At 69.8% G+C, this 18,326-nt stretch carries 16 protein-coding genes; 9 read left to right on the top strand and 7 right to left on the bottom strand.

Annotated elements, in window-relative coordinates; translation table 11 throughout:
• Nucleotides 1-122 precede the first annotated feature (122 nt).
• From fusA to DFS13_RS40830, 3 genes are all read left to right on the top strand, one after another.
• Nucleotides 123-2,234: an elongation factor G gene (gene fusA / locus DFS13_RS13365; protein WP_006496147.1), complete on the top strand. Its 2,112-nt coding sequence runs from the start codon at nt 123-125 to the stop codon at nt 2,232-2,234.
• 166 nt (nt 2,235-2,400) lie between these two features.
• Entirely contained in the window at nt 2,401-3,411 is a 1,011-nt protein-coding gene (locus tag DFS13_RS13360; RefSeq protein WP_181461614.1) for a HoxN/HupN/NixA family nickel/cobalt transporter, read from the top strand.
• 290 nt (nt 3,412-3,701) lie between these two features.
• A complete protein-coding gene (locus DFS13_RS40830; RefSeq protein WP_111441854.1) occupies nt 3,702-5,141 on the top strand; it encodes a hypothetical protein in 1,440 nt (479 codons plus the stop codon).
• Between the two features lie 27 nt (nt 5,142-5,168).
• On the opposite strand, the gene DFS13_RS13350 is transcribed toward DFS13_RS40830, so the two are convergent.
• A complete protein-coding gene (locus DFS13_RS13350) occupies nt 5,169-6,014 on the bottom strand; it encodes an aldo/keto reductase (protein WP_034201437.1) in 846 nt (281 codons plus the stop codon).
• 167 nt (nt 6,015-6,181) lie between these two features.
• Here DFS13_RS13350 and DFS13_RS13345 point away from each other — a divergent pair, with 167 nt between their 5' ends.
• The gene (locus tag DFS13_RS13345) at nt 6,182-6,928 is read left to right on the top strand and encodes a GntR family transcriptional regulator (RefSeq protein WP_006489667.1); all 747 of its coding nucleotides are present in this window, start codon (nt 6,182-6,184) and stop codon (nt 6,926-6,928) included.
• A gap of 21 nt (nt 6,929-6,949) precedes the next feature.
• On the opposite strand, the gene DFS13_RS13340 is transcribed toward DFS13_RS13345, so the two are convergent.
• A complete protein-coding gene (locus tag DFS13_RS13340; RefSeq protein WP_111441853.1) occupies nt 6,950-8,341 on the bottom strand; it encodes a CoA transferase in 1,392 nt (463 codons plus the stop codon).
• 146 nt (nt 8,342-8,487) lie between these two features.
• On the opposite strand from DFS13_RS13340, the gene DFS13_RS13335 reads away from it, so the two are divergent.
• Nucleotides 8,488-9,720: a citrate/2-methylcitrate synthase gene (locus DFS13_RS13335; protein ID WP_043205384.1), complete on the top strand. Its 1,233-nt coding sequence runs from the start codon at nt 8,488-8,490 to the stop codon at nt 9,718-9,720.
• On the opposite strand, the gene DFS13_RS13330 is transcribed toward DFS13_RS13335, so the two are convergent.
• Nucleotides 9,693-10,016 (bottom strand): DUF2917 domain-containing protein, encoded by a 324-nt coding sequence (locus DFS13_RS13330; RefSeq protein WP_006491803.1) that lies wholly within the window; start codon nt 10,014-10,016, stop codon nt 9,693-9,695. The genes DFS13_RS13335 and DFS13_RS13330 overlap by 28 nt on opposite strands.
• Before the next feature lie 254 nt (nt 10,017-10,270).
• On the opposite strand from DFS13_RS13330, the gene mdtD reads away from it, so the two are divergent.
• The gene (mdtD, locus tag DFS13_RS13320; protein WP_111441852.1) at nt 10,271-11,707 is read left to right on the top strand and encodes a multidrug transporter subunit MdtD; all 1,437 of its coding nucleotides are present in this window, start codon (nt 10,271-10,273) and stop codon (nt 11,705-11,707) included.
• A 166-nt stretch (nt 11,708-11,873) separates the two neighbouring features.
• Entirely contained in the window at nt 11,874-13,148 is a 1,275-nt protein-coding gene (locus DFS13_RS13315) for an EAL domain-containing protein (protein WP_006496463.1), read from the top strand.
• A 19-nt stretch (nt 13,149-13,167) separates the two neighbouring features.
• On the opposite strand, the gene DFS13_RS13310 is transcribed toward DFS13_RS13315, so the two are convergent.
• From DFS13_RS13310 to DFS13_RS13300, 3 genes are all read right to left on the bottom strand, one after another.
• Complete coding sequence (locus DFS13_RS13310; protein WP_006496464.1) at nt 13,168-13,773, bottom strand: bifunctional 2-polyprenyl-6-hydroxyphenol methylase/3-demethylubiquinol 3-O-methyltransferase UbiG; 606 nt, start codon at nt 13,771-13,773, stop codon at nt 13,168-13,170.
• A gap of 99 nt (nt 13,774-13,872) precedes the next feature.
• Nucleotides 13,873-14,928, bottom strand: a complete 1,056-nt coding sequence (locus DFS13_RS13305; RefSeq protein ID WP_111441851.1) for a 2-dehydropantoate 2-reductase — start codon at nt 14,926-14,928, stop codon at nt 13,873-13,875.
• A complete protein-coding gene (locus DFS13_RS13300) occupies nt 14,921-15,445 on the bottom strand; it encodes a DUF962 domain-containing protein (protein ID WP_111441804.1) in 525 nt (174 codons plus the stop codon). The genes DFS13_RS13305 and DFS13_RS13300 overlap by 8 nt, the downstream gene beginning before the upstream one ends.
• An 81-nt stretch (nt 15,446-15,526) precedes the next feature.
• On the opposite strand from DFS13_RS13300, the gene DFS13_RS13295 reads away from it, so the two are divergent.
• Nucleotides 15,527-16,234 carry a Crp/Fnr family transcriptional regulator gene (locus DFS13_RS13295; RefSeq protein ID WP_006491070.1) on the top strand — a complete coding sequence of 236 codons (708 nt, stop codon included), beginning with the start codon at nt 15,527-15,529 and terminating at the stop codon, nt 16,232-16,234.
• Between the two features lie 97 nt (nt 16,235-16,331).
• Complete coding sequence (gene chrA / locus DFS13_RS13290) at nt 16,332-17,543, top strand: chromate efflux transporter (protein ID WP_034201435.1); 1,212 nt, start codon at nt 16,332-16,334, stop codon at nt 17,541-17,543.
• A 106-nt stretch (nt 17,544-17,649) separates the two neighbouring features.
• On the opposite strand, the gene sodB is transcribed toward chrA, so the two are convergent.
• Nucleotides 17,650-18,228 carry a superoxide dismutase [Fe] gene (sodB, locus tag DFS13_RS13285; protein WP_006489396.1) on the bottom strand — a complete coding sequence of 193 codons (579 nt, stop codon included), beginning with the start codon at nt 18,226-18,228 and terminating at the stop codon, nt 17,650-17,652.
• Between the last annotated feature and the right edge of the window lie 98 nt (nt 18,229-18,326).

The raw sequence follows: 18,326 nt of genomic DNA, 5'->3' as shown, positions 1-18,326 counted from the left end.
ACCCGCTGCCCGCATCTGCAAAAGCCACGGACAAGCGCTATCCTTTAAATCTCGCTAGTTCCAGCCCGGGCCGGCACCCAATCAGACGGCCCGCTTACGATCCGAACCACCAGGAGGTTCACGTGCCCCGCAAAACCCCCATCGAGCGCTATCGAAATATCGGGATCAGCGCTCACATCGATGCCGGCAAGACCACGACGACCGAGCGCATCCTGTTTTACACCGGCGTGAGCCACAAGATCGGTGAAGTGCACGACGGCGCGGCCACGATGGACTGGATGGAGCAGGAGCAGGAACGCGGCATCACGATCACGTCGGCCGCGACCACGGCCTTCTGGAAGGGCATGGCCGGCAACTATCCGGAACACCGGATCAACATCATCGATACGCCCGGGCACGTCGACTTCACGATCGAGGTCGAGCGCTCGATGCGCGTGCTCGACGGCGCGTGCATGGTCTACGACTCGGTCGGCGGCGTGCAGCCGCAATCGGAAACCGTGTGGCGCCAGGCGAACAAGTACAAGGTGCCGCGCATCGCGTTCGTCAACAAGATGGACCGGATCGGCGCCGACTTCTTCCGCGTGCAGAAGCAGATCGGCGAGCGGCTGAAAGGCGTCGCCGTGCCGATCCAGATTCCGATCGGTGCGGAAGATCATTTCCAGGGCGTCGTCGATCTCGTGAAGATGAAGGCGATCGTGTGGGACGACGAAAGCCAGGGCGTGAAGTTCACCTACGAGGACATCCCCGCGAACCTCGTCGAGCTCGCGCACGAATGGCGCGAGAAGATGGTCGAGGCCGCGGCCGAAGCGAGCGAGGAACTGCTCGAGAAGTATCTGCACGACCATGAATCGCTGACCGAGGACGAGATCAAGGCCGCGCTGCGCAAGCGCACGATCGCGAACGAGATCGTGCCGATGCTGTGCGGCAGCGCGTTCAAGAACAAGGGCGTGCAGGCGATGCTCGACGCGGTGATCGACTACCTGCCGTCGCCGGTCGACGTGCCCGCGATCCTCGGCCACGACTTCGCCGATCCGGAAAAGCCGGCGGAACGTCATCCGAGCGATGACGAGCCGTTCTCGTCGCTCGCGTTCAAGATCATGACCGACCCGTTCGTCGGCCAGCTGATCTTCTTCCGCGTGTATTCGGGCGTCGTCGAGTCGGGCGACACGGTGCTCAACGCGACGAAGGACAAGAAGGAGCGGCTCGGCCGGATCCTGCAGATGCACGCGAACGAGCGCAAGGAAATCAAGGAAGTGCGCGCGGGCGACATCGCGGCGGCCGTCGGTCTGAAGGAAGCGACCACCGGCGACACGCTGTGCGATCCGGCCAAGCCGATCATCCTGGAAAAGATGGAATTCCCGGAACCGGTGATCTCGCAGGCCGTCGAGCCGAAGACGAAGGCCGACCAGGAAAAGATGGGCCTCGCGCTGAACCGTCTCGCGCAGGAAGATCCGTCGTTCCGCGTGCAGACCGACGAAGAGTCCGGCCAGACGATCATTTCGGGGATGGGCGAGCTCCACCTCGAAATCCTGGTCGACCGGATGAAGCGCGAGTTCGGCGTCGAGGCGACGGTCGGCAAGCCGCAGGTCGCGTATCGCGAAACGGTGCGCACGACGGCGGCCGACGTCGAAGGCAAGTTCGTCAAGCAGTCGGGCGGGCGCGGCCAGTACGGTCATGCGGTGATCACGCTCGAGCCGAACCCGGGCAAGGGCTACGAGTTCCTCGACGAGATCAAGGGCGGCGTGATTCCGCGCGAGTTCATCCCGGCCGTCGACAAGGGCATCACCGAGACGCTGAAGAGCGGCGTGCTCGCGGGCTACCCGGTCGTCGACGTGAAGGTGCACCTGACGTTCGGTTCGTACCACGACGTCGACTCGAACGAAAACGCGTTCCGGATGGCCGGCTCGATGGCGTTCAAGGAAGCGATGCGCAAGGCGAAGCCGGTGCTGCTCGAGCCGATGATGGCCGTCGAGGTCGAGACGCCCGAGGAGTTCATGGGCAACGTGATGGGCGACCTGTCCAGCCGGCGCGGCATCGTGCAGGGGATGGAGGACATCGCGGGCGGCGGCGGCAAGCTCGTGCGCGCCGAAGTGCCGCTCGCGGAGATGTTCGGCTATTCGACGTCGCTGCGCTCGGCCACGCAGGGCCGCGCGACGTACACGATGGAGTTCAAGCAGTACGCGGAAACGCCGGCCAACGTATCGGAAGGCGTGATCAGCGCGAAGACGAAGTAAGCGCCGTTCGCCCGCGCGCTGTCGCAGGCACGCAAGGCCCGTCCGGTTCCGGACGGGCCTTTTTTTCATCCGGCGCACCACGGCGTGCGCGGCTTTTTGATCGGCACGCCGGACATTTTTTTCGCGTGCCACAATGGATCGCGATTCGTCCGATGGAACCCGCCCGATGCCGCCCACCCCTGCCCTGCGCCGCCTGCTGACTCTCTATGCCGGCCTGATCGCCGCGAACGTCGCCGTCTGGCTGTGGGCGCTCGCGGTGCTGCGCGATCATCCGCTGCTGCTCGGCACCGCGGCGATCGCGTACGGGCTCGGGCTGCGTCACGCGGTCGACGCGGATCACATCGCCGCGATCGACGTCGCGACGCGCAAGCTGATGCAGGACGGCCAGCGTCCGGTGAGCGTCGGCCTGTTCTTCTCGCTCGGCCATTCGACGATCGTGATCGCCGCGACGCTCGGCATCGCGCTGACTGCGTTCGCGCTGCGCGACCGGTTCGATGCGTTCCGCGATATCGGCGGCACGATCGGCACGGCGGTATCGGCCACGTTCCTGCTGGTGCTCGCGTGCGTGAACCTGATGATCCTGCGCGACGTGTGGCGACGCTATCGCGGCGTATCCGCGCCCGCGCACGACGGCGCGCATGATCATCGCCCCGCCGGCCTCGTATCGCGGCTGCTGCGCCCGCTGTTCCGGTTCGTGTCGAAGAGCTGGCACATGTACCCGGTCGGCGTGCTGTTCGGGCTCGGTTTCGATACTGCAACCGAAATCGGCCTGCTCGCGATTGCCGCCGCGCAGGCGAGCCAGGGGCTGCCGATCTATACGGTCATGCTGTTTCCCGCGCTGTTCACGGCCGGCATGACGCTGATCGACTCGACCGACAACATGCTGATGATTCACGCATACGGCTGGGCGATGGACGATCCGCAGCGCAAGCTGCTCTACAACGCGAGCATCACGTTCGTGTCGGCTGCCGTCGCGCTGGCGATCGGCGGGATCGAGGCAGCCGGACTGCTGGCCGAAAAGCTGTCGCTGACGGGCCCCGTGCGCGACACGCTCGATGCGCTCGGCGAACGCTTCGGCTCGATCGGCTACGGCATCGTCGCGCTGTTCCTCGTCTGCTGGATCGCGTCGATCCTGTTTCACCGCTGGCAGCGCGCGGCCGACGCGCCGGCGCGCTGAACGACGCCCCGACGTTTCATTCCGGAAACAAAACGCTCCCCAACGACGTTGCATGCGTGGTCACGCGACTGCGCCCGCCTTGCGCCACGGCCCCGCGCGGCCGATGGCACGAATCTCGCAGAGTGGGATGCGCACGGCGGGCCCGCGTGCCGATCCGCGTTCGCGGCTAGCGTCAAGCGCTGGCCAGGAGGTCATCGGCTGACGATAGGACAACGAATCTTTTAAGCCCCCCTGCACCACACGTGAATAGTCGCGCGGCAACGAGGCATCGCGCGCATGGGGAGGCCATGATGCATAAGACGAAACAACCGTTCCGCGCGGCGGGACGGCGCCCTCGTGCAACCTTGCTGGCCGCGGCCGCGTTTGCGTGCTGCTGCTCGTATGCCGTCGCACAAAACACCACGCCCGACACCGCGTCCGCCGCGAACGCCAGCGCGGACACCATCATGACGCTGGTCGAGAATGCCTCGCCGTGCGCCGCCAATCCGGCCGCGTGCGCGGTGCACGTTTATGCCGGTCGGGGCGTCGGCAACAGCGGGGCCGGTGCGAGCGGCAGCGGTAATGGGAATGGAAGCGGCAGCGGCACCGGTAATGGCAGTGGCAACGGGACCGGTAGCGGCGGAAATAACGGGAACGGGGCCGTCGGACCGGCCGGTGTCGGTGGAACGACAGGTGGAACTTCAGGCAGTACGAGCGGCACCGGCCGCGGAGGCAATGCGTCGGGTAACGGTGGTTCGGGTGGCGGCACTTCCGGTGGTGGTACTTCCGGTGGCGGCACCTCAGGTGGCGGCACCTCGGGCGGAGGCACTTCGGGTGGCGGCACTTCGGGCGGTGGCACTTCAGGCGGCGGCACCTCAGGTGGCGGTGGGCACGGTGGTGGCGGCGATGGTGATGGCGGTGGTCACGGCCATGGTGGCGGCCATGGTGGCGGCCACGGCGATGGCGACGGTGACGGCGGTGGTCATGGCCATGGTGGCGGCCACGGCGATGGCGACGGTGGTCACGGCAACGGTGGCGGCCATGGTGACGGCGGCGGTCACGGCAATGGCGGCGGCCATGGTGACGGCGGCGGTCACGGCAATGGCGGCGGCCATGGTAACGGCGGTGGCGGTGGCAACGGCGGTGGCGGTGGCAACGGCGGCGGCGGCGGCAACGGCGGCGGCAACGGCGGCGGCGGCGGCAACGGCGGCGGCGGCGGCAACGGCGGCGGCGGCGGCGGCGGCAACGGCGGCGGCGGCGGCGGCGGCGGCGGCAACGGCGGCGGCGGCGGCAACGGCGGCGGCGGCAACGGCGGCGGCGGCGGCGGCGGCGGCAACGGCGGCGGCGGCAACGGCGGCGGCGGCGGTCACGGCGGCGGTCACGGCGGCGGCAATGGCGGCGGCAACGGCGGCGGCAACGGCGGCGGTCACGGCGGCGGTCACGGCGGCGGCGGTCACGGCAATGGTGGCGGCAACGGCAATGGCAACGGCAGCGGCGGTGCCGGCAATGGCGGCGCCAACGGTGTCGGCAACGGCCGTGGCAATGGCGGCAATAGCGGCGGTGCCGGCGGAGGCAACGGCGGAAACGGCGGCGCCAATGGCACCGGTGGCCACGGCAATGGCGGCGGCAACGGTAACGGCAATGGCAGTGGCGGCGCCGGCAATGGCGGGGCCAACGGCGTCGGCAACGGCCATGGCGCCGGCAACGGCGGCGGTCATGGCAACGGCGGATCGTCCGGCGGCAACCACTGACCCGACACGTTGCGCGACCGACTCCGGTCAGAGCATCTCGAGCGCGCGCTTGCTGCGCGGCGGACGGAAATACGCGTCAAGCTGCGCGCGCTCGTCATCGCTCAACACGAAATCGAGCGCGGCGCGGTTGTCGCGCACGTGTTCGATCCGCGACGCCTTCGGAATCGCGAATACCCCCGGCTGCGCGAGCACCCATGCCAGGGCGACGCGCGTCACCGACACGCCGCGCAGCCGTGCGATCTCGTCGAGCGGCGAGCGTTTCGGCAGCCGTCCGTGATCGACCGGGCTGTACGCCATCGCCGGTATCCGGTGGTCGGCCAGCCACGGCAGCAGGTCGAATTCCGGGCCGCGTCGCGCGATGTTGTAGAGAATCTGGTTGGTGGCGCATGCACCGCCGCCCGCCTCGTCGACGAGTTCGGCCATGTCGGCCGTATCGAAATTGCTGACGCCCCAGTGGCGGATCTTGCCCGCGCGCTGCAACGCGTCGAAACCCGCGACGGTTTCCTCGAGCGGCACCGACCCGCGCCAGTGCAGCAGGTACAGGTCGACGCGATCGGTACGCAGGCGCTTGAGGCTCGCGTCGCACGCGGCGACGACGCCGCGCCGGCTCGCATGATGCGGATAGACCTTGCTGACGAGGAACACGTCGTCGCGCAGGCCCGCAAGCGCGTCGCCGACGAGTTCCTCGGTCGCGCCGTCGCCGTACATCTCGGCGGTGTCGACCAGCGTCATCCCGAGTTCGATGCCTTCGCGCAACGCGGCAATCTCGTCCGCGCGCCGCGCCGGCCGCTCGCCCATTTCCCAGGTGCCCAGGCCCAGCTTCGGAATCGTCTCGCCGTTTGGCAAAACGACCGTGGCGATCGTGTCTGTCATCCGTTTCCTCGTTGCGGGTTCGTGGCCGCACACCGCGGCCGAAGCATCGAATACGACGCATCAGTGTAGTCAATCGGTGCGCCCCCGGCCTATTACACGGCAAAAACCGGCTATAACGGCGCGGCATGATGACTTAGAATGGCCGCAACCTGATCGATACCCATTGTATGAAGGCACCCACGGACGACCGCTGGCAGGACCTGCGCCCCGACCCCGACAACGATACGCCGCTCTACCTGCAGCTCGCCCGCAAGCTCGGCGATGCGATCCACGACAACCGCTGGACGGCCGGCGAAGCGCTGCCTTCCGAGCGTGTGTTGTCCGAAGCGCTCGGCGTGTCGCGCATCACCGCGCGCAAGGCGATCGCGCTGCTCGTCGAGCAAGGCTTGATCCGCCGCACGCAAGGCGCGGGCAACTTCATCCAGCCGCGCTACGAGGATCCGCTGTCGCGACTGTCGAGCTTCAGCGAAATGCTCGAGCGCCGCGGCTTCAAGCCGAGTTCGCAGTGGCTCGCACGCGAAATCCAGCCCGCCAACCGCGACGAAGTGATCCAGCTCGGGCTGTCGCCGGCCGCATCGGTTACACGCCTGAAACGCCTGCGCCTCGCCGACGGCATCGTGATGGCCGTCGAGAACTCGACGTTCCCCGCGACGCTGATTCCCGATCCGCAGGCGATCGTCGGCTCGCTGTACAGCTATCTCGAAGCACGCGGCACGCCGATCGTGCGCGCGCTGCAGCATTTCCGCGCGGTCAACGCGACCGACGAGATCGCCGAGCAGATGGGCATCGCCCCGCACGACGCACTGCTGCTGATCACACGGATCGGCTATACGTCCGACCAGCGCGCGATCGAACTGACCGATACCTACTGCCGCAACGACTACTACGATTTCGTCGTCGAGCTGCGCAAGTAACGCGAGCCGCGCCAGCGGCCCTCACAACCAGCGCGCGTCGTCGGTGCCGAGCGGCACGGGCGGCCGCGCGAACGCCGGCGGCGTTGCCGACAACCACTCGGCCGGCCGCACGGTGTCGAGCACGCCGAACGGCGACGCGACGCGATCGATCCGGTCGCGCACGTCGGCCAGCGCGAGATCGGGCGCCTGCAACCCGTCCGGCACGGCGCCGAACGACTGCAGCCAGCGCCCCGTCTGAGCGAGCGACATCCGCACGTGCCAACTGCCCCCTTCGCGCGCCCGCCGCGCGAGCGCGATCATCGCGCCGAACGCCGCGAGATACCCCGTTGCATGATCGAGCGCCTGGCACGGCAGATGGCGCGGCCCGCTCGCATGCGCGGCCTGCTGCTCCTGCCAGGCGATTCCGCTCGCCGATTGCACGAGGCTGTCGAACCCGCGCCGCTTCGCCCACGGCCCCGCGTGCCCGTACGCCGACACCGACACGTAGACGATGCCGGGCCGCCGCGCCGCCAGTGCCTGCGGCGTGAAGCCGCGCGCCGCGAGCGCGCCGGGCCGGTACGACTGCAGAAACACGTCCGTCTCGCGTGCCAGCGCGTGCAGCGTATCGACGCCCGCCGCGTCGCGCAGATCGATCCACGTCGAGCGCTTGCCGCGTCCGTTGTCGATCACGAGCGGCGCGATGTTGGGCAGGTGCGGACCGTTGACGAGCAGCGTCTGCGCGCCGTGCGACGCCAGCGTGCGGCCCGCGACCGGCCCAGCGATGATGCGCGTGAGATCGAGCACGCGCACGCCGGCCAGCGGCCGGTCGGCCTCGCCGCGGCCGATCGGCTCGGCCGGCGCGTCGCCGATCCGCTCGATCTCGAATAGCGGCAGCGACGCGATCGCGCGCGCCTGCTCGTGCGCCGCCCATTCGTCAGGGGTTCTGATCAATGCCGCGCACAGACCGGCGTCGGCCAGCGCGGTATCGAGTGCCGCGCCGTCCCACGTACGGATCGCTGCGGCGACGTCGGGCGGCTGCGGGCCGCAGCCGAGCACGTCGAGGATGCCGCGCAGGTGATGCGGGAAATTCGCGTGCAGTTGAATCCATCGTCCGTCGCCCGTCTCGAAGAAACCGGTCACCGGATGACGCAACTCCGGCGGCGGCCCGTCGTCCACGCGCAGGTAGCGCTCGCTGCGAAACGCGACGAGCGCGTCGCGCACCGACACGTCGACCGATTGCGCGATGCCCGTGCGCAGCCGATGACATTCGGCTGCCGCGAGCCCGGCCGCGGCGATCGTCGCGGCGGCAAGCGCACCGACGTGAAACGTCGACGGCAACGCCGGGTCCTGCCCGGTCACGGTCGTGCGGGCCAGCGCGTCGGGTTCGCCGTGTGCGAGTTGCCATAGATGCGTCAATGCGCGTTCGGGTGTCATGGTCATGGTGAAGAGGATGCCGTCGAGGAGACGGAATCGAGTCTAGAATTCGCGACAGCCGCGATCAATCTTGATTGCGCGAATCAATACATAACGAATAGTTGTAGCGGGCCCGCGCTTCATGCGCGCCGCCAGGAGCAACCGGCATGACATCCCTCAGTGCGCAGGAAGCCGCCGGCATGCTCGGCGTCAGCGTGAGCACCCTTTACGCGTACGTGAGCCGCGGCCTGCTGCGCTCGCTGCCCGACGGCGCGACCAAGCGCCGCCGCTACGACGCCAACGAAGTGCGCCTGCTCGCGCGCCGCCGCGCCGATGCGAAACGCGCGGGCGGTGTCGCCGAACGTTCGCTCGACTGGGGCGTGCCGGTGCTGGAATCGCGCATCACGCAGATCGCCGACGGCCGCCTGCGCTACCGCGGCGCCGATGCGATCGCGCTGGCCGGTGCAGCGACCCTCGAAGAAACGGCCGCGCGGCTCTGGGACTGTCCGCCCGCGCGGCTGGCCGCCACGTCGCTCGCGTCGACCGGTTTCGACGCGGCGCAGTGGGACGACTGGGCGCGTCGCTGGGCGCACCTCGCACCGCTCGAACGCACGCTGGTGCTGCTGCCGGCCGCCGCCGCGTCGCTGCCGCGCCTGTGGGCGCAGGGGCGCGACGCCCAGCTCGATGCCGCGGCGCTGCTGCTGCGCGTCGCGACGGCCGCACTCGCCGGCATCGCGCCGGGCGACGCGCCCGTGCACCGCCAGCTCGCGTCCGCGTGGCGCGTGCGGCGGCGCGATGACGCCGACCTGCTGCGGCGCGCGCTCGTGCTGTGCGCCGATCACGAACTGAATCCGTCGACCTTCGCGGTGCGCTGCATCGCGTCAACCGGCAGCCACCTGTTCGGCGCGATCTCGGGCGGGCTCGCGGCGCTGTCGGGGCCGCGCCACGGCGGCGAGACGTTCCGCGCCGGCACGCTGCTCGACGAAGCGGCCCGCGCCGCCGATCTCGATCGCTACCTCGCGCTGCGGCTGGCGCACGACGAACGCGCGGACGGCGGCCGCACGGCCCTGTCCGGCTTCGCGCACCCGCTGTATCCCGACGGCGACCCGCGCGCGCGGGCGCTGCTCGATGCACTGCACGCGACGGCGCCCGAGCGGCCGGCGCTGCGCATGGCGCGCGCGCTCGCCGCACGCGTCGAAGCGGCGACGGGCCTGCGGCCGACGATCGATTTCGCGCTCGCGGTGCTGGAGCGCACGCTCGCGCTGCCCGACGGCGCGGCGTTCACGCTGTTCGCGGCCGGCCGCACGGCCGGCTGGATCGCGCATGCGCTCGAACAGTACGCGGACGGAAAGCTGATCCGACCGCGGGCCCGCTACGTCGGCAGCGATGCGGCCGGGTGACGCCGGCCGTCGCGCCACGCGGCGAACGGGCGCCACCATGCAGGCGCGGTGCGCACGGCCGACACCGCGAGCGGGCCGAACGCGAACGTCGCGCCGCGCGGCCCGGCGCTGACCCACGCATGGGTGCCGGGCAGCAAGGTCAGCGACGCACCGGCGCCCAGCCAGTGATCGTCTGGCCGGCCCTCGACGGTCACCCACACGTCGCCTTCGGCCACCTCGAGCAGCGTGCGGTCGACGATCCGCCACCGTCCGGCCGGCTCGTCGCCGTCCATCACGTAAAGTCGCAGTTCGCGCATGGCAGCCTCCTGGTCGCACGGGTTCGATCACACCAGTATTTCGGACGGCGGCGGTACACGGACAGATACGGCCGCAGACGCTTTTGACCGAACTGTACTGGCCGCCCGACGAGGACAGGCCTCCGGCGGCCGGGCCGGCCGAGGTCGCGCCGAATCGGGTCGGGTCGTCGAGGCCACATGAGTGCCGCCCGAACCTGCACGGCGCGGCGGCTTTCCCTACAATGTCGGCTGTCCCGCGCCACCGCCCCGCCGTCATGTTCCAACGCCCGCCTGCCGCCGCTCCCGGCGAAAAGAACCTCACCGTGATGCTCTGGCTCGTTGCGACGGGCTTCTTCATGCAGACGCTCGACGCGACGATCGTCAACACGGCGCTGCCGTCGATGGCCGCGAGCCTCGGCGAATCGCCGTTGCGGATGCAATCGGTCGTGATCGCGTACTCGCTGACGATGGCGGTGATGATCCCCGTGTCGGGCTGGCTTGCCGATACGTTCGGCACGCGGCGGGTGTTCTTCAGCGCGATCCTGGTGTTCTCGCTCGGCTCGCTGCTGTGCGCGAACGCCCATACGCTGACGCAACTGGTCGCCTTCCGCATCGTGCAGGGCGTCGGCGGCGCGATGCTGCTGCCGGTCGGGCGGCTCGCGGTGCTGCGCACGTTCCCGGCCGAACGCTACCTGCCCGCGCTGTCGTTCGTCGCGATTCCGGGCCTGATCGGCCCGCTGATCGGGCCGACGCTCGGCGGCTGGCTCGTGAAGATCGCGTCGTGGCACTGGATCTTCCTGATCAACGTGCCGGTCGGCGTCGCGGGCTGCATCGCGACCTTCTATTCGATGCCCGATTCGCGCAACCCGGCCGCCGGCCGCTTCGACCTGAAAGGCTATCTGCTGCTGACGATCGGCATGGTCGCGATTTCGCTGTCGCTCGACGGGCTCGCCGATCTCGGCATGCAGCACGCAGCCGTGCTCGTGCTGCTGATCCTGAGCCTCGCGTGCTTCGTCGCGTACGGACTGTACGCGGTGCGCGCGCCGCAGCCGATCTTCTCGCTCGAGCTGTTCAAGATCCACACGTTCAGCGTCGGGCTGCTCGGCAACCTGTTCGCGCGGATCGGCAGCGGCGCGATGCCGTACCTGATCCCGCTGCTGCTGCAGGTGAGCCTCGGCTACTCGGCGTTCGAGGCCGGGCTGATGATGCTGCCGGTCGCGGCGGCCGGCATGTTCTCGAAGCGGATCATCACGCGCCTGATCACGCGGCACGGCTACCGCAAGGTGCTGCTCGCGAACACGATCATGGTCGGCGTGATGATGGCGAGCTTCGCGCTGATGCGCGACACGATGCCGGTGTGGGTGAAGGTCGTGCATCTCGCGCTGTTCGGCGGGTTCAACTCGATGCAGTTCACCGCGATGAACACGCTGACGCTGAAGGATCTCGGCACCGGCGGCGCGAGCAGCGGCAACAGCCTGTTCTCGCTCGTGCAGATGCTGTCGATGAGCCTCGGCGTCACGGTCGCCGGCGCGCTGCTCGCGACGTTCACCGGCATGCTGCGCACCGTGACGCCGAGCAACACGCTGCCGGCGTTCCATGCGACGTTCGTCTGCGTCGGGATCATCACGGCCGCGTCCGCGTGGATCTTCGCGCAGCTCGCACCCGAGATCCGCAGCACCGCGCGCAAGACCGATCCGTCCGAGCGCGCGTGAGCGCGGCGCGCGCCGAATCGGGCCGGCACGCACCATCGCGGTGCAACGCGACCCGGCCCCGTGCGCGTGCCAAGCGCGACGGGCGGCCGCACACGACGCGCAGCCGTGCATGCTTCTTGCTCGCCCATTCTGTAGGTAAACTGGCAGTCTCCCTTCGGCCGACATCATGAGCATGATCGAAATCGATCCCCCCGGCTTTCAGCCGCCCCGCCCCGTCGCCGGCGACGACGGGAACCGGCGCACCGTGCTGTACGGCGGCTACACCGTGTTCAGCGTGTTCCAGCCCGTGTTCTCGGTGTCGCACCGGCGCGCGATCGGCTATCACGCGTCGCTGCGCGCGCACGACGAGGAAAGCCGCCAGGTGGCGTCGCACGAGGTGTTCACGCAGGCGGCGCGGCGCGGCGACCTGCTCGAGCTCGGCCGGCTCGCCGAATCGTTGCATCTCGGCAACTTCCACGCGTTCGACAGCCACGACGAATGGCTCTTCCTGAGCCTGCATCCGGCCGCGCTGATGGACACCATCTACGGCGACGCGCTGCTCGCGAACCTGAAGGCGCTCGGGCTGCCGCCGCACCGCGTGGTGCTCGAGGTGCCCGAACAGGCCGGCGGCGAGACGCCACGCTATGCGGCGATCATCGACGGGCTGCGCAAGGCCGGCTTCCTGATCGCGCTCGTCGGGTTCGGCGCTAAGCATTCGAACGTCGATCGCGTGTGGCACCTGCATCCGGACATCGTCACGCTCGACCGCGGCATCCTCGCGCAGGCGAGCGAGCACTCGCATCTCGAACGCGTGCTGCCGGGGCTCGTGTCGCTGCTGCACGAATCCGGCCAGCTCGTGCTGATGGGCGGGCTCGCGACCGAACGCGACGCGCTGATCGCGCTCGAATGCGACGTCGATTTCGTGCAGGGCCAGTACTTCGCGGGGCCGAGCGTCGATCCCGTACAGCCGCAGGCCGCTGCGGGCTGCATGGACACGCTGTCGGCCGCGCTGCGGCTGCGCGTCGCGCAGCGCGAGCGCACGCAGGCGGAACGGCTCGCGCCGTACGTCGCCGCGCTCGAGGAAGCGAGCCGCCGGCTCGGCGCGGGCGAGTCGCTCGTCGATGCGGCCGCCGCCGTGCTCGGGCTGCCCGAGACCGCGCGCTGCTTCCTGCTCGACGCATCGGGCCGCCAGATCGGCGACAACGTGCTCGCGCGCGGCAGCGTATCGCAACGCGCGAAGCGTTTCCGGCCGCTGCTGCATTCCGAAGGCGCGAGCTGGGAACGCCGCCCGTACTTCATCGATGCGATGCGCGCGCCGGGCGGCGTGCATCTGACGGCGCCCTACCTGTCGATCAACGAGGCCCACCTGTGCGTGACCGCGTCGATCGCCGCACCGGCCGCGACGGGCATGCAGGTGCTCTGCGTCGACATCAACTGGGAAGCGGCCCTCAGCCGCGAGTAACTGCGCAGGCGCGGCGCGCTCACGCGTCGCCGCCCGCCTTGCGCACGATCAGCCGGTGCACGCGCTTGCCGGACGACGCACTGACCACCTCGTGTTCGTCGATCACGTGCACGCCGGCGCCCAGCGCCGCATGCATCCGCGCCGAATCGAGCGGCGTATAGAGGCGGCCGCGCTCGTCGCGCAACATGCCGCTTCCGGCCACCCGCCAGCTCAGGTACAACGTGCCGCCCGGCATCAGCAGATCAGCCAGCCGCGCGGCAGCCGCCGCGGCGTCCGCCTGTTCGAGATGCATGACGACGGTTTCGCACAGCACGTTGCGAAACGCGCCGGACGGCACGCCGGCCAGCGCCGGCAGCGCGGCCAGTTCGAACGTCAGACCGCGATGGCGTCGCCGCGCCTCGTCGAGCAGCGCGGCGCTCGCGTCGTAGCCGCGCACGTCGAAGCCGCGCGACGCGAGCCAGGCCGTGTCGCGCCCCGCGCCACAGCCGACGTCGGCGGTCAGCCCCGGCGAGAAATGCTGTTCGAGCAGCGCATACATGTCGTCGGGCGCGGCTTGGTCGAGCCAGTCCTGCGCGTATTGCGCGGCATGCGCGTCGTAGGCATCGAGGGTCGGGCGATCCACCATGGCGATTGCTCCGCAAAGGCGTCGTATGACGCACTCCGCATCTTAGTCGTTGCGCACGGCCCGCGCCGCCGCGTGGTCGACGCCGGGAGCACCGCCAGCCTACGCGGCCGGCACATGGCCCGCATGCGGCGCCCGCGCGGCGAGGTCGGCCCACAGCGCATCGCCGCGCCACGCCGGACGCACCGCCGCACGTTCCGCGTCGTGGACGAGCGCGCACAGCCGCGCATTGACCGGCGCCGGCGCACCGAAGCGCCCGGCCAGCCGCACGATTTCGCCGTTGATCCACTCGACTTCCGTCGCGCGGTGCGCGGCGAGATCGTCGGACATCGACGACCGCGCCAGCGGATCGATCGCGAGCATGCGGCCGCCGACCACGCGAAACGCCGCATCCGGCAGGTCGAGCACGGCCGGGATCCACGCGGCCGGCAGCGGCGTCAACCGCGCGGGCCGGATCGCGGCCCGCGCCAGCCAGTGCAGCGCCTCGCGCTGGGCCAAGGCGACGCAGCGCCGGTACGTGCGTTGGGCAAGTTCGTCGCGCAGCGGCACATTCGCGAGCGCATTGACCGCGTTGTTCAGGTTGAGCAGGAGCTTCGCCCACTGCACGGCACGCATGTCGCGATGCAGCACGAGCGGCAACCCGGCGCGCGCGAACAGGCCGATGAATGGCTGCAGCGTGGACGACGCGTCGGTCGCCAATCTGCCGGCCGAACCCTGGTGAAACGCGCCGGGACCGCGCTCGATCACGTTGAACGGCACCATGCCGGCCAGCACCGTCGCTTGCGGGAGCGCGTCGCGCAGCACGTCTGCGTTGTGCAGGCCGTTCTGGAAGCTGATCACGATCGTGCCGGGCCGCAGCACGCCGGCCAGTTGCGCGGCGGCCTCGCGCGTGGCCGCCGACTTCACCGCGACGAATACGAGCCGTGCGTCGGTCGCGGCGGCCGGCTCGGTGGCGAATCCGACATCGGCCGGCGCAAGCGCGGCGCGATAACCGCGCCGATCGGTCAACGTGAGCCCGTGCAGCTGAATCGCGTCGCCGATCCGCGCGCGGCCGACGAGCGTCACGTGCGCGCCGGCCGCCGCGAGACGGCCGCCGAGATAGCAGCCGACCGCGCCCGCGCCGAACACGCAGACCGGCCCGGCCGGCGCATCAGACATGCGAATGCGCGCCGCCATGCACCGGGCCCGCGCGCCGCTCGACTTCGCGGCGCACGTCGGCGCGCAGCCCCGCGAAAAACGCGACCTCGGCGACGACGAACAGCGGCCCGACGATCAGGCCGACCAGATCGTCGACGAACGCGGGCTTGCGGCCTTCGAACCAGTGCCCGACGAACTGCACGATCCAGCCGACGACGAACGCGCCGCTGCCGATCGCGAGCCATTGCGCGGTCGGCAGCGGCGCCAGCGACTGCGCGGCCCACAGGCCGAGCGCGAGCAGCACGGTCATCACGATCCCGAACCGCAGGTCGAGACGCAGGTAGAACAGCGCCGACACGACGGCGAGCAGCAGCGCCGGCGACAGCGCGATGCCGGCCGGCATCCCGAGCGCCGGCCGCGACAGCAGCACCTCGACCGCGAACACGATCATCGGGATGCCGACCAGATGCGTCGCGATGTTGCGCGCGTCGCGATGGTAGGCCGCATACTGGGAAAGATGGTCTTCGAGGGTCTTCATGGCGTCTCCTGATCGGTCATCGAGCGCTATGATGCGCGTCACGCCCGAGAACCTCTGTCAGCTACCCGACATCGCGTGCCCATGCCTTCTTCGCTCGCCCCGTACCTGCCGCAGATCGAAGCGAACCCGTGGTTCGCCGGGCTGCCGCCCGCGCTGCGCGCCGACCTGATCGCCCGCGCGACGCTGCGCCGCCTGCCGTCCGGCCATGCGCTGTTCCGGCGCGGCGACCCGCCGTGCGGGCTGTACGCGGTACTGGCCGGTTCACTCACGATAGGCGCGGTCGATCCGCACGGCAAGGAAGCGCTGCTGACGGTGGCGGAGCCCGTCACGTGGTTCGGCGAGATCGCGTTGTTCGACGGCCAGCCGCGCACGCACGACGCCGTCGCGCTCGACGACACGCTGCTGCTGCACGTGCCGCAGGCTGCACTGCTCGCGATCCTCGATGCGACGCCGCAATACTGGCGGCAGTTCGCGCTGCTGATGGCGCAAAAGCTGCGCCTGAGCTTCCTGACGGTCGAATCGATGAGCGTGATGCCGGCCGCGCAGCGGCTCGCCGCGCGGCTGTTGATGATCGCCGAGGGCTACGGCGGCATCAGCGCCGGGCGCACGCACATCCGGCTGTCGCAGGAAACGCTCGCGTCGATGCTGTCGCTGACGCGGCAGACCACCAACCAGTTGCTGAAGGCGCTGCAGGCCGACGGCGTCGTGCGGCTGCACGTCGGCGAGATCGAGCTCGTCGACATCGATGCGTTGCGGCGCGCGAGCGGGCTCGGCGACGGCCCGTACTGAACCCCGCACAACGGCCCCGACCGGCCGCTACGCGCTGCCCCGCGGCCGCCGAGTTGCGCTATCGTGGCGACTCGTTCCGCCAGCCGCGCGCACCGCCTTGAACACGTCGACCCTCCCCGCCCCCGCCCGTCATCCGTGGCCCGTCTTCATCGCGTTCCTGCGGCTCGGTCTCACGTCGTTCGGCGGACCGGTCGCGCATCTCGGCTACTTTCGTGCGGAATTCGTCACGCGGCGCGGCTGGCTCACGGAGCGCACCTATGCCGATCTGGTCGGGCTGTGCCAGTTCCTGCCGGGGCCGGCGAGCAGCCAGGTCGGGATGGCGATCGGGCTCGCGCGCGCCGGCTACGCCGGCATGTTCGCCGCGTGGCTCGGTTTCACGCTGCCGTCGGCGCTGCTGATGATGCTGTTCGCGCTCGGCGTTCACGCGACGGGCGCACCGATCGAAGCCGGCGCGCTGCACGGGCTGCGCATCGTGTCGGTCGCGGTGATCGCGCAAGCCGTGTGGGGCATGGCGCGCACGCTGTGCCCGGATGCGCGGCGCGTCACGCTGATGGCCGCGGCCGCGTGCGTCGCGCTGCTCGCGCCGGCCGCGTGGACGCAGATCGCGGTGATCGTCGTGGCCGGCGCGGCCGGTCTCGTGCTGCTGCCGCAACCGGCGCGCGACGCGCACGAACCGTTGCCGCTGCACGTGTCGCCCCGCGCGGGCGTGCTGTGGCTTGCGCTGTTCGCAGCGCTGCTCGTCGCGCTGCCGTTCGCGGCCCGCGCGCTGCGCTCCGATACGCTCGCCGTCGTCGATGCGTTCTTCCGCACGGGCGCGCTCGTGTTCGGCGGCGGCCATGTGGTGCTGCCGCTGCTGCAGGCGGCCGTGGTCGCGCCCGGCTGGGTCGGCGATTCGGCTTTCCTGGCCGGGTATGGGGTCGCGCAGGCCGTGCCGGGGCCGCTGTTCACGTTCTCGGCGTTCCTCGGTGCGTCGCTGCGCGATGCGCCGAACGGCTGGCTCGGCGGCACGATCGCGCTCGTGTCGATCTTCGCGCCGTCGTTCCTGCTGATCGCCGGCACCGCGCCATTCTGGGAACGCCTGCGCCGCAGCGCGCACATGCAGGCCGCGCTCGCCGGCGTGAACGCGGCCGTCGTCGGGCTGCTGCTCGCCGCGCTCTATCACCCGGTCTGGACCGACACGATCGTCGCGCCGCGCGACCTGGCCGCCGCGCTGGTCGCGTTCGTCGCACTGGTGTTCTGGCGCGTGCCGCCATGGGCCGTGGTGATCGCGAGCGCCACGTTCGGCTGGGTGCTGGGCATGGCCGGCTGATCCGGCCGATTCGACGCGTTCAGGGCGAGACACAAAAAACAAAAAGCCCTCGAAACGAGGGCTTTTTCTCGATGCCGCGCGCCGTGGCGGCGCGCAGGCGGCGGACTTACGCGAAGTTCTTCGCTGCGAAGTCCCAGTTCACGATGTTCCAGAACGCCTCGACGAACTTCGGACGGGCGTTGCGGTAGTCGATGTAGTACGCGTGTTCCCACACGTCGATCGTCAGCAGTGCCTTGTCGGCGGTCGTCAGCGGCGTGGCGGCGTTGCTCGTCGACACGATGTCGAGCGAACCGTCGGCCTTCTTCACGAGCCATGCCCAGCCCGAACCGAACGTGCCGACCGCGGCCTTCGTGAACGCTTCCTTGAATGCGTCGTACGAACCCCACTTCGCGTTGATCGCGTCGCCCAGCGCGCCCGTCGGTGCGCCGCCGCCGTTCGGCGACAGGCTGTTCCAGAAGAACGTGTGGTTCCAGATTTGCGCGGCGTTGTTGAAGATGCCGCCCGACGACTTCTTCACGATCTCTTCCAGCGGCAGGTTTTCGAATTCCGTGCCCGGGATCAGATTGTTCAGGTTCGTCACATAAGCCTGATGGTGCTTGCCGTAGTGGTACTCGATCGTCTCTTTCGAGATGGTCGGCGCGAGTGCGTCTTCAGCGTACGGGAGCGGCGGGAGCGTATGAGCCATGGCGATTCCTTCGTTGAGTATGTAGGGAGGCTGTGTTGGATGCTGCCGAGCGTCCGATTGTAGGCGAGGACGAATAACCCCGCAAACTCACGGGCCAT

Source organism: Burkholderia sp. 28_3, assembly GCF_003253915.1.
Classification (GTDB): Bacteria; Pseudomonadota; Gammaproteobacteria; order Burkholderiales; family Burkholderiaceae; genus Burkholderia; species Burkholderia cenocepacia.
This window is presented reverse-complemented; position numbering and strand designations above follow the sequence as displayed.